At 57.3% G+C, this 13,579-nt stretch carries 11 protein-coding genes; all 11 read left to right on the top strand.

Annotated features, from left to right (window positions below; all coding sequences use genetic code 11):
- Positions 1-432 precede the first annotated feature (432 nt).
- The 11 genes from ACZ5C3_RS23220 to ACZ5C3_RS23170 all read left to right on the top strand — a co-directional run bounded on the left by ACZ5C3_RS23220 (position 433) and on the right by ACZ5C3_RS23170 (position 13,458).
- Positions 433-1,173, top strand: a complete 741-nt coding sequence (locus ACZ5C3_RS23220) for a GntR family transcriptional regulator (RefSeq protein ID WP_464033395.1) — start codon at positions 433-435, stop codon at positions 1,171-1,173.
- Positions 1,174-1,434: 261 nt separating this feature from the next.
- Positions 1,435-2,214, top strand: coding sequence for an ABC transporter ATP-binding protein (locus ACZ5C3_RS23215; RefSeq protein ID WP_464033393.1), 780 nt, complete (start codon positions 1,435-1,437; stop codon positions 2,212-2,214).
- Positions 2,204-2,983: an ABC transporter permease gene (locus ACZ5C3_RS23210; RefSeq protein ID WP_464033391.1), complete on the top strand. Its 780-nt coding sequence runs from the start codon at positions 2,204-2,206 to the stop codon at positions 2,981-2,983. Before ACZ5C3_RS23215 ends, ACZ5C3_RS23210 begins: the two co-directional genes overlap by 11 nt.
- A gap of 26 nt (positions 2,984-3,009) precedes the next feature.
- Positions 3,010-4,095, top strand: coding sequence for an ABC transporter substrate-binding protein (locus ACZ5C3_RS23205; protein WP_464044303.1), 1,086 nt, complete (start codon positions 3,010-3,012; stop codon positions 4,093-4,095).
- Positions 4,096-4,112: 17 nt separating this feature from the next.
- Positions 4,113-5,105 carry an ABC transporter substrate-binding protein gene (locus tag ACZ5C3_RS23200; protein WP_464033387.1) on the top strand — a complete coding sequence of 331 codons (993 nt, stop codon included), beginning with the start codon at positions 4,113-4,115 and terminating at the stop codon, positions 5,103-5,105.
- A gap of 54 nt (positions 5,106-5,159) precedes the next feature.
- A complete protein-coding gene (locus ACZ5C3_RS23195; RefSeq protein WP_464033386.1) occupies positions 5,160-7,532 on the top strand; it encodes a xanthine dehydrogenase family protein molybdopterin-binding subunit in 2,373 nt (790 codons plus the stop codon).
- Positions 7,529-8,362 (top strand): FAD binding domain-containing protein, encoded by an 834-nt coding sequence (locus ACZ5C3_RS23190; protein ID WP_464033384.1) that lies wholly within the window; start codon positions 7,529-7,531, stop codon positions 8,360-8,362. Before ACZ5C3_RS23195 ends, ACZ5C3_RS23190 begins: the two co-directional genes overlap by 4 nt.
- Positions 8,350-9,552, top strand: a complete 1,203-nt coding sequence (locus tag ACZ5C3_RS23185; RefSeq protein WP_464033382.1) for a xanthine dehydrogenase family Fe-S subunit — start codon at positions 8,350-8,352, stop codon at positions 9,550-9,552. Before ACZ5C3_RS23190 ends, ACZ5C3_RS23185 begins: the two co-directional genes overlap by 13 nt.
- A 153-nt stretch (positions 9,553-9,705) precedes the next feature.
- On the top strand, positions 9,706-10,689 hold the full coding sequence (locus ACZ5C3_RS23180) for a hypothetical protein (protein WP_464038410.1): 984 nt from the start codon (positions 9,706-9,708) through the stop codon (positions 10,687-10,689).
- Between the two features lie 1,164 nt (positions 10,690-11,853).
- Positions 11,854-12,174, top strand: coding sequence for a UxaA family hydrolase (locus ACZ5C3_RS23175; protein WP_464033381.1), 321 nt, complete (start codon positions 11,854-11,856; stop codon positions 12,172-12,174).
- A gap of 75 nt (positions 12,175-12,249) precedes the next feature.
- On the top strand, positions 12,250-13,458 hold the full coding sequence (locus ACZ5C3_RS23170; protein WP_464038409.1) for a UxaA family hydrolase: 1,209 nt from the start codon (positions 12,250-12,252) through the stop codon (positions 13,456-13,458).
- Positions 13,459-13,579: the final 121 nt, after the last annotated feature.

Raw genomic sequence — 13,579 nt, 5'->3', positions numbered from 1 at the left:
GGGCTCGACACGTCGTTTGACGGAGTGATCGAGCTCGGCATGGTCACGTTCAGCTACCTTCCCGGGCGGTGAAATCGTTCGCGTCATTGATGCGATCAGCTCACTAAACGAGCCAACCAAGGCTATTCCGCCTCAAGCAACGAAATTGCACGGCATCACTGATGAAATGGTCGCCGGCCACAAGAGGTTCGTGAAAGTTCGCTGACAGCAAAAGGTCCCGTAAGGGGTCAAACAACTGCCCAAAGAAAAAGCACTTGCAAATAATATCCCTACATTGGAAACATAGGTTCAATTAGCGGTCTGAGACCTCCGAGGACTATTGTCCACTTATGTCGTGTACACCTTTTGGAACGGTGCTTCGTAAAAGTCGACAACGAGCTCGCGCACGAGCCTCGACCGCGTTTCAATGTCAGCCGACAGGTCGTACGCCGAATGGCAAAACTGCAAAACCTTGCTTTGGACCGTAATCGAACGCCGATGTACCTTCAGGTGGCGGCCGTGATGCGGCACCGCATCGGGTCTGGCTATTGGAAAGAAGGCGATCAAATATCGACAGCGGTCGAACTGATGAGCGAGTTCGGCGTTGCGAGAGTGACGATCCAGCAGGCGGTCAGAGTTCTCCAGGAAGAAGGCCTGCTCTCTGCCTTTCCGGGACGAGGCACATTCGTTTCCGGACGTCCAAAGCCGAAATACCGGATTGAGCAAGCGGCCGATCTCAAGTCGCTCGCGGAAGCGATCAAAAACAACGTCGTGAAGGTGGCCAGCGTCGAGGAAAAGTGCGGCCCGCCGCCTTTGAACGACAAGGATGTGATCCTCGCCTCGAGCTATGCGCATATTCGGAGCGTCCAGTACAATGGCGACGATCCGTTTTCGGTGGGGACTGTTTACGTCGTCACCGAGATATTCGAGCGGGAAAAGAAGCGCTTCGTCAAGCAGCCGGCGCTGCCGCTGCTGCTCAGCATGAAGCGTGTCAAAGTCGTTCAGGCTTTTCAGGACATCACAATAGGCGTGGCAGGATTGGAAACTGCCAAGCAGCTGCACATCGGGCTCGGCGAACCTACGGCCGAAAGCCATCTGGTTCTGTTGGACGCCTCCGGCGTCGCGATCTTCATCGCTCACTTCCATTATTCTCGCGATCACTTCGCGATGCGTCGCATCCTGCCCACGGACTGATCACCCACAAGCGACAAGTGTCGCATGCGTTCGGTCTCATCAGCTTCATGAGCTAGTGCCCGACGCCGCTCGATCGGCATTTCCCTCATCCTTCGCGCTCCCCGATGGCCCGCGTATTGCAGTGCGGGATGTACGGCTGCAACCGCGGCCCTTTCAAATGCCCACAATTCGTGCGCGTCATGATGACATTTTAATAGTGCCAAGTGGCCAAAAGGCCCTATGATCCTATTAATAGGCTGATAGGTCATGAGGGGCCGGCGGATGGACGAGTTGGTTCGGCAAGGGCAGGAGGCCCTGCTGCAAATCCGAAATGTAAGGAAGCAGTTTCAGCAGACCGAGGCGATCCGAGATGTCACGATCGACGTGGCGAACGGCGAGTTCCTGAGCCTCCTCGGGCCCAGTGGCTGCGGCAAGAGCACATTATTGATGATGATTGCCGGCCTCGAACAGCCCACCAGCGGATCAATAACGATTGGCGGAACACCGGTGGTCGGGCCGAGGTCCGATATCGCGGTGGTGTTTCAGCAGCCTGTTTTGCTTCCGTGGCGAACAATCCTCGACAACGTTCTTTTCCCCGTGGAAGTGCTTCGGCTGCCGCGGAAGGATTTCGAAGACCGCGCAATGGAATTGTTGGCGATGGCGAAGATCGCCGAATTCGCCAAGCATCTTCCGCACCAGTTGTCCGGAGGGATGAGGCAGCGGGCGTCAATTTGCCGTGCACTCATCCGCGCCCCCTCGATCTTGTTGATGGACGAGCCGTTCAGCGCGCTGGATGCCATTACGCGTGACGAGATCGGAGTCGAGTTGCTCCGTATCTGGCAAGCCAACAAGAAGACAGTCATTTTTGTGACGCACAGCATTCGAGAGGCGGCGTTTCTCTCGGATCGCGTTTTGGTCATGGGTCGACGACCTTCGACCGTAGCTGCCGAATTCAAGATCGAGCTATCAAGGCCGCGGACCATTCCGATGATGGAGGAAGAGGCTTTCAACCACCATTCACGAGAACTGCGTAAAGCCATCGAGGCCAGCCATGCTCACTAAGGAAAAATCCCGGGTCGGGGATATCGTCTGGCCATCGCTTATTACGCTTGGTCTGCTTTTACTGTGGGAGATTCTCGTTCGCGCGCTCGGCGTCCGAAGCATTTTGCTCCCGGCGCCTTCTGAAATTGTGGTGACGATGATCCATCAGAAGGATCTCATCCTCAAGCATCTGTGGCCGTCGCTGTACATGACCATCGCAGGATTCGTGCTTTCAGTCGTGGGCGGGATGCTCGTGGCGGTCCTGATCACATATTCGGAAGTGCTACGAAAGGGCTTGTACCCGGTGATCGTGGTGTCCCAAGTGATCCCCAAAATCGCGATCGCGCCGCTTTTCATCGTCTGGTTCGGAACGGGCGCAACGTCCAGTCTGCTGCTTGCAGTGTTGATTGCGTTTTTTCCGATGGTGATCAATTCAGCGATGGGATTTTCGTCGATTGATCCGGACATTCACCGCATGGCTCGGACCTTTATGGCGTCCCGCTGGCAGATCTTCTGGAAAATCCGCATGCCCCACGCACTGCCTTACATGTTCGGGGGCATGAAGATCTCGATCACGCTGGCAATCATCGGCGTCATCGTCTCAGAGTTCGTCGCTTCGCAGGAAGGCATCGGATATCTGATCAAAATGGCAGGTGGTCTCCTCGACACGCCATTGATGATGGCCGCGATCACGGCGCTCAGCGCCAGCGGTCTTGCTCTGTACGGTTTGATCGCGCTCGCCGAGCGCTATGCCGTGTTCTGGAATGCGGCCAAAGACAACGCGAAGTGAACCTATTCGTCAAACAGGGGTCTGCGATGAAGCGACGGTCTTTTCTTAAACTTGCGGGCGTCACGACGTTGGGCGGCGCCGTGTCTTTGTCGTGTCCGCATCTGGTGCGTGCCGCGACTCCGGTGAAGCTGACATTGCCATGGCTGCCGCTCGGCACGTTCAGCTACACGTTCGTGGCCAAAAAGCTTGGCTTCTGGGAGAAGCGGGGCCTGGACGTCAGCATCGACAGCGGATTCGGCTCCGCAAAGGTCTGCGTGCCCGTCGACCAGGGGCAATACGATTTCGGAATTATCGACCTCGCCGTGGCGATGAACTGCGTCGGCCGCGGGCTCGATCTTGTGGCGGTGGCTGCGTTGTGGCCGAAGTCGCCAATCGGTATTTTCTCTTTGAAGGAAAACAATATCGCAACGCCCAAAGACCTAGAGGGCAAAACGATTGCCTTCGATGTGGGCAGCGGTGACTTCCAGCTTTGGCCTGCGTTCGTCAAGGCGACGGGCATCGATGATGCGAAGGTCAATAAAGTCACGCTCGAGCCGGCGTCGCTCATTAAATATCTCATCGAGCGACAAGTGAAGGCCGAAGGGAATTTCTTCGGCAGCATTGCGCCCTCGCTATGGTCCCAGGGACTGGAAATCAACAGTCTCATGTACGAGGACTACGGTATCAAGATGTTGAGCAATGTCGTCGCCTGTAAGCGGGCGACGATCGAGAAGCGGCCTGACCTGTGTCGTGCGTTTGTCGAAGGCATAATGGATGGATTGAAGTACGTCTATCTCAATCCCGACGAGGCGCTGAAGATTCATCTCGATAGCGTCGCTGAGTTCAAGAACGCGAACGCGTCAAACCAGAAGGTCATTGAATACGGCCAGGCTGTTTCCACCTCGCTGGGGATGGTCCCCGGCTTCCGCGACAACGGACTTGGCTTCATGGATCCGGGCCTAGTGGCGCAAACCGCGAAGACGGTGGAGACCTACATGGGCGGAGCGAGGCTGCCCTCAGTCGACAAGCTGTTCACCAATGACTTCATCGGGACCGCAAAGCTGTCAGCCGAAGAGTGGCAGGCTGTCGAAGCGCGGTCCGGGAAGTATGCGCCGTCGAGCAAGAAATCCTAAGCTGGAGTTACGGAATAATGTCACGACTTAAGTTGACGATGGCTGGCGGCCGCTACGATCGCACGCGTTCTCTGATCGATGGATCGACCAAGCCGGAAGGCATCGATCTTGAATATATGGAGATGCCGATCGAGGAGGTGTTCTGGCGATTGCTTCGTTATTCCGAGTTCGATGTTTCCGAATGTTCGCTGGCTTACTATCTCATCTCGAAGTGCCAGGGCGGTCCGGAGTATGTCGCAATCCCTGTGTTTCCGTCCCGCTGCTTTCGCCATGGCTTCATTTTCGTCAATCGAAAGTCCGGTATCGAACGGCCGCAGGATTTGAAGGGCAAGACAATCGGGATCCCCGAGTACTCGATGACCGCGATGCTGTGGTTGCGGGGCCTTTTCGAGCACGAATATGGCGTGAAGCCGCAAGATATCAAATGGCGGGTCGGTGGCATTGAAGAGCCAGACCGGGCAGACCGTATGGATGTTCGGATGAAGGCCGATGTGGATATCCAGCTGATACCAAAGACCGCTTCTTTGAATGGGATGCTCGAAGCGGGCGAGATCGATGTCCTGATTTCACCCCGCGTTCCGAGTGCATACCGAAAAAAGAACCCCGATATCGTCCGGCTCTTTCCGGATTACAAGAACGATGAACGGGCTTACTACCAGAAAGCGGGATTCCTGCCGATCATGCACACCGTCGTGATCCGGAAGTCCCTGTACGAGCGGGAGCCGTGGATTGCGCAGAGCCTGTTCAAGGCATTTCGCGAGAGCGGACAGCGCTGCGAGGAAGTGATGCTTGACGTCAATGCCTTGCCATATTGTTTGCCCTGGTATCTTCCGGCTCTTGAAGAGACGATAGATACGTTTGGAGACAATTTCTGGCCGGAAGGGTTCGACGCCAACTGGAAAAACGTCGAGACGCTGATGACATTTGCCAAAGAGCAGGGTCTCATCGATCGCTTGTTCAAGCCGGAAGAACTCTTCGCGCCGAACACGCTCAAGGAATTCAAAATCTAGAATCCTGTCGACGGAAAGAAGATCGTTGCCGCAATCCAAAGCGCGGAGCTTGTCATGGAATCAACATCCGCAACATCCGGTTATGGTGTTGGAAAACGGGTTCGGCGCAAGGAAGACGATCGCTTCCTGAGAGGACGCGGACAGTATGTCGGTGACTTGCGGTTCGACAATATGCACGAAGTTGCGTTTGTTCGGAGCCCCGTTGCACACGCGAAGCTGACGAAGATCGACATCCCGGAGGAATACCGGGATGTCGTCTTTACCTGGGCGGACATGGAGGGAGTCAAGCCGATCCTGTCGGCGCCGCCTGAAAAGAGCTTTAAGCGATCCGAGCAAACGATCCTTGCGTCCGGAAAGGTGCGGTATGTCGGCGAGCTCGTCGCGATGTGCGTTGCTAGAACGCGGGCTGAAGCCGAGGACATCGCGCAACGGATCGGCCTTGAATTCGAAGAGCTTCCAGCTGTCGTCGATATGATCGAGGCTTGCAAGCCGAACGCGCCTCTCGTTCATGAAGAATGGGACAGCAACAAGATCGTCGAGTTCGTGAAAGACGGTGCGATCGAAGAGGTCGCCAAAAAGGCTGCCGTTAAAGTTCAAAAACATATCCGGACGTCGCGGCATTGCATGTTTCCCATGGAGGGAAGGGGCGTCATCGCCTATGAGGACACGCGTTTGCGCTACCTGACGGTGATCAGCTCGACGCAATTCCCGCACTGTGTCCAAACCGGCCTCTGCGAGGCACTGGGAATCTCGGATGGTGATGTGCGGGTCATCTCGCCGGATGTCGGCGGCGGATTCGGCTATAAGGGCGTGCTGAGCTGCGAAGAAGTTGCACTGGCATGGCTCGCGCGGCGCTTGAAGTTTCCGGTGCGCTGGCTCGAGGATTGTCGCGAACATCTGGTCGCGAATTCCAACTGCCGCGAGCATGACTACGACATCACCTGCTACGCTACGGAAGACGGTAAGCTCCTCGGCATCGATTGCGTGGCGCACGTCGATTCGGGCGCATATTCGGCCTACCCGGTTTCATCGTCGGTGGAAGCTGCACAAGTCGCGAATCTCCTTCCCGGGCCGTACATGGTGCCGGTTTATCGATGTCGATCAACCGCTGTGTCGACGAATAAGTGCCCCATCCTGCCGTATCGCGGCGTTGCGCGGCCAGGCGTATGTCTTGCGCTCGAAGCATGTATGGACCTGATCGCGCATGAAGTTGGAATCGAGCCCTACGAAGTGCGGCTGCGAAACCTGGTGCCAGCTGAACTGATGGGCGACTTCGAAGAGACCGGCAAGCGATTTGATAGCGGAAACCATGCCGATTGCCTCATGCGCGCAGTCAGTCTGGCAAAGGTCGAGGATGTTCGAGCGCGCCAACGAAGCCCGGAGGCTGACGGCCGGCTAATTGGTGTCGGTCTTTCGTTCTACGTCGAGCAAGGCGCGATGGGCACATCGGTCATGGCGGCTTGGGGGCGGCCGATCGTGCCTGGATACGAGCAAGCCAATATCAAGGTTACGGTCGACGGCGATATCGAGATTCGCGTTGGCACACATTCCCACGGCCAGGCGCACGAGACGGTATTCGCGCAGATCGCGCACGAAGTGCTGGGTGTCGCGTTTGATCGCATCAAGGTCATTCAGGGCGACACGGCCAATACGCCGTATTCGACAGCGACCTGGGGGTCGCGCGCGGCCGTCATGGGCGGCGGCGCTGTCGCGGCAGCGAGCCGCAAGATCGCGACACGCATTCTTGCCATCGGGGCCTGGCTGCTTCAGTCGCGCCTGGACGATGTCCGGATGGAGGGCGGGCGGGTCGTGGGCGATAATAACAGTATCAGCCTGCGTGACATCGCCCGGTGCTGGTACCTACAACCTCAGCACTTGCCGCCCGATGTGGAGCGCGGGGGCCTGGAGGTCACAGAAGGCTATAAGCCCAAAAGCGATTTCGGCACCTTCAGCTACGCCACGCATGTAGCGACTGTCGCAGTCGATCCAGAAACCGGCCTGACGGACATTCTGGATTATGTCGTGGTCGAGGATGGCGGCACCATGATCAATCCCATGGTGGTCGATGGTCAAATCACCGGCGGGACAGCGCAAGGAATCGGGTCGACGCTTTATGAGGCAACGCCGTTCGACAGCCAAGGACAGCCGTTGGCTTCGACCCTGATCGATTACATCTTGCCCGGAGCCACTGAAGTCCCGAACGTCCGGATCGAGCACATGGAGATTGCGTCCCCGAACACAGAGTTTGGCATCAAGGGGATCGGGGAGGGCGGAGCCGTCGGTCCGCCGGCAGCGATTGTTTGCGCCATCAACGATGCGCTGCGTGCCAAAGGAGCTGAGATCTATCGGTTGCCGGTCACGCCGGAGAGAATTCTGGACGCTCTCCAGCGTGCTGCGGACACCACTGCGCCCGGATCGCGGATATGAAGCCGGTCGCGTTCGATATTGTCCGTGCGAGGACAGTCGGCGAGGCCGTGCAGTTGCTCGCGGATCCAGCCGCCGGTGTGCGTATCGTTGCCGGGTCGCAGTCGCTTGGTCCAATGTTGAACCTGCGTCTCGTGCAGCCGAACGTGCTCTGCGACATCACGGGGATTGAAGAGCTGACCTCCTTCAGGGAGGAAAAGGACACGCTATTTGTTGGCGCGAGCGTGACGACCGGTTCGATCGAAGATGGTCGGCTTCCCTACGAAGGTTACCGGATGCTTCCGGGTGTCGCCGCCGGAATCGCCTATCGAGCGGTTCGCAATCGCGGAACGATCGGCGGCAGCGTCTGCCATGCGGATCCTGCCGCGGACTGGCCGTCGGCACTTTGTGGCCTGGGCGCGTCGTGTGTGATCGTCGGGGCAGACGGCAAGCGCCGTACGCTGCCGATATCGGACTTTATCACCGGAGCGTTCGAGAATGCTTTCAATTTCGGCGAGCTGCTACTGGGGATACAAATCCCTCGATCATCGGCACAAGCCAAGTGGGGTTATCAAAAGCTCTGCCGCAAGGCCGGCGAGTTTGCGAGCGCCATCGCAGTCGTAAACGTCGACCCGGCCGTCGACCGGTTCAGGCTGGTGTTCGGTGCGATAGAGGGGCGCCACCTCGTTATCCCGGACTTCCGCTCCCTTTGCGCCGCACAAAGCGTCATTCCGTCGAGTGATGCTGTGCGCGAGGTGCTCGAAAAATCGGGGCTTTCTTCGGGGCACATCTCGCAGCAGCTTGCAATGATGCAGCGTGCGTTTTTACAGGCTGATGGTCTATGCCAGAGTTGAATGTAGAGCTTGTCGTCAATGGAACATTGGTGCGCGAACAAGTTTCGCCGCGAACTCACTTGGCGGATCTGCTGCGAGAGAAGCTCCGATTGACGGGAACGCACCTGCGTTGTGAGCAAGGCGTCTGCGGAGCTTGCACGGTTCTTGTCGACGGTGAACCGATCCGGTCCTGCATTACATATAGCGGGTTGTGTAGTGGCTCCGAGGTCACCACGATCGAGGGATTGGAGAGCGATCCGATTATCGTCAAGCTGCGCGAAGCATTCTCACAGGAGCACGGATTGCAGTGCGGGTTCTGTACCCCGGGGATGCTGGTCACGGCGCGCGACATTCTGTTGCGCTGCTGCGATGCCGACGAGCATCGCATCCGACTGGAGCTCAGTGGGAATCTCTGCCGCTGTACAGGATATGCCGGCATCGTAAGGGCGATCCAATCGGTTCAAGCCGTCCTCGAGACCGCTCCTGAGGAGCGTCCCGCCCGCCAGAGGCCGCTTGCGCCGGTTGGCTCAACTGTCGCGCGAGCGACACCACAGCTATCGACACGCTCCGCTGAAAAGATTGTGCATCAGAAGGATAAGATCCCTGAAGCTCCGATTTCATTCGGCTTAGGCGGTAAAACGCCGAACATCCGCATGTCTCAGTCGTTTGTGGTCCGCAAATCAATCGATGAGGTGTGGGCCGCATTTGAGGACGTGCCGGGCGTCGCGGCATGCTTGCCGGGAGCCCGTCTGAGTTCGGATGTGACGGATGATATCGTTGAGGGGAGCTTTTCCGCGAAGCTCGGTCCCATCACCGCTCAGTTCTCAGGCAAGGCTAAAATCAGTCGTGACGAGAGCGGCTACAGCGGGGTCATTCTTGGCGGAGGCCAGGATCCCAAGGCGGGCTCGCGTGCGGCGGGCGAGGTCGATTATAAGCTCGTCGCCCATGGAAACGATGAGACCACGGTTCAGCTCGAAATTCGTGCGCTGATCGCCGGGCCACTCGCGCAATTTGGCCGAAGCGGCATCGTTGATGATCTTGCGAAGCGCATTGTCAAGGCGTTTGCAGAAAACCTCGAACGCAAATTGAGCGGGGCGTCAGCAGATCAACTGCAGGCGTCACTCAATGCCGGCTCGCTCGTGATGGACGTTGTGAGCGGCAGGATCAAGCAATCTCTCGCTTCGGTCCGTCGGTTTATCACCCGAAGCTGAACCTCGAATGCCTTCAAAAGCGACCGCGTTGCACCAAAGTTTGTGCGGCGTTGATCGCGATTTGAGCACCCGGAATCCCCTTGCATGCCCTAATAATCCAATGTCCTATATTTAGGATATTAGGTGATTACGGAGTTGCAAAAAGGGGGATTTATGCGGAAGGGGCTATATGTTGTTGTTGCGTCGCTGGTGCTTGCAAGTTCAGGGCTTGTTCAAGCGGCGGACTTTCCAACGAAGGCCGTTGCGCCGGTCGTGGACGCGCCGTTCTTTTCAGTGAACGACAATCGGTTGACCTTCGGATACATACCGAGAGGAACAGATCCAGGTATGCCGGGAACGACCGAGAAGAAGGTGATCGCGTTTACGCATTTCGACGTCTGGGAATACGGCACGAACTTCTTGAACTTGATCTATTACAAGTCCGATCATCAGGATCCTGCTTCACCCTGTCCAGTGAATGGCTCGAAGGGCTGTGATGGTGCCACCGAAATATTCGGCCAGGTGCGCAGTACTTTCGGCTTCAACCAGATCTTCAAGACGAACGCGTTTTCCTGGGGGCCGCTGACCAACGTTTCGCTGCAAGTTGGTGCCGATGGCGAGACGGAAAATGCCTATTTCGCGCCGTCGCGGACGGTGGGAGTTGCTGGTCTGCAATTCGCCTTCAGGCTTCCGTACAAGGGCTATTTCAACGTGTCGCCGATGTACTACAAGGAGGTCAACCACAACGCGTTTCTTTTCAACAATGGTCTCACCAGTGGGCATCTCGACTTCGACGCCACGTGGACGGTTGAGACCAACTACTACATGGATCTTGGCTTCTTGCCGGAGTGGTTACCACTCGCCATCAGCGGCCGTGCAGCGTGGATCGGCACAAAGGGGCTGGGCACAAATCAGATCATCCCGAACAACGTGCCGCGCGCCATGGAATTTAACAGCGAGCCCATACGCCTGACGCTCGACGCCAGCCGCATGATCTGGGGCGAGAAGCGATCGCACTTTTTGGATGTGTGGGTGGCGTATCGCTATTGGCAGAATAAATACGGTCTCGATCACGCACGGAGCCCGACTTGCTTGGGCGCAAACATCAATAGCTGCACCGAGAACAGCGTATTCACCGGTGTAACGGTGAAGTTCTGACATTCGTCTTGGGGGTCTGCGTTCCTTAATGCAGACCCTTTGCTCCCATCTGCGGTCATCGACCGTGCGGCACTGTGGGGCGGCGGAAATTACGGCTCAATCCGACGCATCTGCTCCGCCGAATACACGCCTGACGGCGTCAAGCCGAAGCTCCAACCGTTCGCCTGCATAGAATTACTGAAGCTTGCGCGATCGTATATGGGCGAGCGCCATTCGGATCGCGCGTAGTGTCAGAAAGGAGGACAGGCGGCGGTCCAGCTGGACGCGGCCCTGATAATGGATTGAAGATCACGAAGCGCGGTCCGGATAAAAAGGACTGACCATCGACCATCGACCATCGACCATCGATCGTCGGTCTGGCGTCGCGTATAGTGGCAAAGTCCGTTCATGACCCAAAGCGACCTTGTACTCCGTACTCCGTTGAACGGAGGAATTCCGTTTTACCCGCCAATGTTTCGCCAATGAAACGATCGCTTAAATCGCTTTTAAACGTCGCCGGACACAGGCTAAGTATTTGATTTATCGCGATCGTGAAGGTTGCTTGGCTCGCTCATAACGGTCTGGTTGCAGGTTCGAGTCCTGCCGGGCCCACCAATCATTTCAATGTTTTTGCGAGGTGTTAGCGGCGGAAGTGTCCCGCTTCGCCAATGATACCGCCAACGAAACGCCCGCTGGCCGATAGCCGATCGATCTTGCCGCTTGTTGAAGGTGCCTTGGGTGATGATCCCCATAGACTCGATCAAGCATCTCAACCGACATGTCAAGAAAGCCGGCTGCTTCCCATTTATCGACGAGGGCCTGCATCAACTATGTCGCGGCTGCATGCTGTAAAATATGAGGTGTCACGCGATCGGCGACGCCGGCTTGCGTGGCGGCACTGTTGAACGCGGTCTTGACCGACGACGTGATTGGCTCGCCACTCCACTCAACGACATGTTGCTGAACGATGCCTTTGCGGCGCCATCGTCGTAAATGAGCCAGCAGCTTGCGGCGGCCTCAAACTTCATTCAGCCGCTTAAGCCGAGCGAAAGCCAGCAAAGCACGCTCGCTCTGGTCGAGCTTACAATCATCAACGTAGATCGAGATTATCTGGTGTCCCACTACGGGCTTGCGTCGATTGTTTATCTTATATAAGATACAACAATTCAGAAAAAGAGGACGCCTATGGTAGTTTTAGATGGTGCATCGGCTAACAAAGCCGACATTCCGCACGTATTGGCTCACAGCCCGAAGGACAATGTTGCGGTGGTAGTGGTGGAAGGCCTGAAGGCCGGCACCAAAGTGCTGGGAGTTGTCACCGAAGACAATTCCAGCTTTACGGTCGAGGTAAAGGACGACGTACCGATCGGCCATAAGGTCGCGCTCGTCGAGCTGCCCGAAGGCACGACGGTGATCAAATACGGTCAGGACGTGGGCAAAATGGTAGCTGCGGCGGCGAAGGGTCGTCACGTTCATACGCACAACATGAAGACGAAGCGTTGGTGAGGAAGAACCATGACCGGATTGACAATCATGAATGAACAATCGTCGCCGTTCGTTGGCGGAGCTCCCGACCAGCTCATGACCCCCGCGCTATCGAGTGAGCGCGCATCAGCCAACTTCAAGGGCTCGACTTTCCTGGGCTGGCGTCGTGAGAATGGCCGCGTTGGTGTCCGCAACCACGTCCTCATTCTTCCGCTCGACGATCTCTCCAACGCCGCGTGCGAGGCTGTCGCGAATAACGTCAAGGGCACTATGGCGATTCCTCACGCCTACGGTCGCTTGCAGTTTGGCGCGGATCTCGATCTCCACTTCCGCACCTTGATCGGCATCGGCTCGAATCCGAATGTGGCCGCAGTGGTCGTGATCGGCATTGAGGACGGCTGGACCGGGCGCGTGGTCGACGGCATCGCAAAAACCGGCAAGCCGGTGGTCGGCTTCGGCATTGAAGGTCACGGCGACATCGCCACGATTTCGCGCGCGAGCTATCAGGCCAAGCGTTTCGTGCAGTGGTCCTCCGAACTCTCGCGCGAAGAGTGTCCGATCTCCGATCTCTGGGTGTCGACCAAGTGCGGCGAGTCCGATACCACGACGGGTCTGTCGTCCTGCCCGACGGTGGGCAACATGTACGACAAACTGATTCCGCTCGGAATTTACGGCGTGTTCGGCGAGACGTCGGAGATCACGGGCGCGGAGCATCTCTGCAAGGAGCGTGCTGCGACTCCTGAGATTGCGGAGAAGTGGTACAAGATGTGGAAGGCCTATCAGGATGATGTCATCGAGGCGCACAAGACCGATGACCTCTCCGATTCGCAGCCGACCAAGGGCAACATCGCGGGCGGCCTGACAACGATCGAAGAGAAAGCGCTCGGCAATCTCGAGAAGATCGGGCGGACGTGCCGCTATATCGACGCGCTCGATGCGGCCGAAGCGCCGGCGAAGGGAGCGGGGCTCTATTACATGGATACGTCTTCCGCTGCCGCGGAATGCGTAACATTGATGGCGGCCGGCGGTTTCGTCGTCCATACGTTTCCCACCGGCCAGGGCAACGTGATCGGCAACCCTATCGTTCCGGTCATCAAGATCAGCGGCAATCCGAAGACGCTTCGGACCATGGGCGAGCATATCGATGTGGACGTCACGGGCGTGCTTCGGCGCGACATGACGCTCGACCATGCGGGAGACGCATTGATCGACATGATCGTGCGAACTGCCAACGGTCGCCTAACAGCGGCAGAATCGCTTGGTCATCGTGAATTCTCGATGACCAAGCTCTACCGAAGCGCTTGAACCAGAAGGGCGGGACTTGTCCCGCCCTTTCCACATCGATGGCCGCGAATACGCCGGACCGGCAGGGCGATGGACGTGCGTCCCGGATCGCGAGCCGCATCTCGGGACAAGGGTCTCGGCG

The organism is Afipia dichlorophenoxyacetatis (genome assembly GCF_055386385.1).
This window is presented reverse-complemented; position numbering and strand designations above follow the sequence as displayed.

Excerpts from the sequence above, each read along its gene's own strand:
- ACZ5C3_RS23195 (WP_464033386.1), top strand. The coding sequence starts at position 5,160 with ATGGAATCAACATCCGCAACATCCGGTTATGGTGTTGGAAAACGGGTT.
- ACZ5C3_RS23220 (WP_464033395.1), top strand. The coding sequence starts at position 433 with ATGGCAAAACTGCAAAACCTTGCTTTGGACCGTAATCGAACGCCGATG.
- ACZ5C3_RS23200 (WP_464033387.1), top strand. The coding sequence starts at position 4,113 with ATGTCACGACTTAAGTTGACGATGGCTGGCGGCCGCTACGATCGCACG.
- ACZ5C3_RS23215 (WP_464033393.1), top strand. The coding sequence starts at position 1,435 with ATGGACGAGTTGGTTCGGCAAGGGCAGGAGGCCCTGCTGCAAATCCGA.
- ACZ5C3_RS23175 (WP_464033381.1), top strand. The coding sequence starts at position 11,854 with ATGGTAGTTTTAGATGGTGCATCGGCTAACAAAGCCGACATTCCGCAC.
- ACZ5C3_RS23170 (WP_464038409.1), top strand. The coding sequence starts at position 12,250 with ATGACCCCCGCGCTATCGAGTGAGCGCGCATCAGCCAACTTCAAGGGC.
- ACZ5C3_RS23180 (WP_464038410.1), top strand. The coding sequence starts at position 9,706 with ATGCGGAAGGGGCTATATGTTGTTGTTGCGTCGCTGGTGCTTGCAAGT.
- ACZ5C3_RS23205 (WP_464044303.1), top strand. The coding sequence starts at position 3,010 with ATGAAGCGACGGTCTTTTCTTAAACTTGCGGGCGTCACGACGTTGGGC.
- ACZ5C3_RS23210 (WP_464033391.1), top strand. The coding sequence starts at position 2,204 with ATGCTCACTAAGGAAAAATCCCGGGTCGGGGATATCGTCTGGCCATCG.
- ACZ5C3_RS23185 (WP_464033382.1), top strand. The coding sequence starts at position 8,350 with ATGCCAGAGTTGAATGTAGAGCTTGTCGTCAATGGAACATTGGTGCGC.
- ACZ5C3_RS23190 (WP_464033384.1), top strand. The coding sequence starts at position 7,529 with ATGAAGCCGGTCGCGTTCGATATTGTCCGTGCGAGGACAGTCGGCGAG.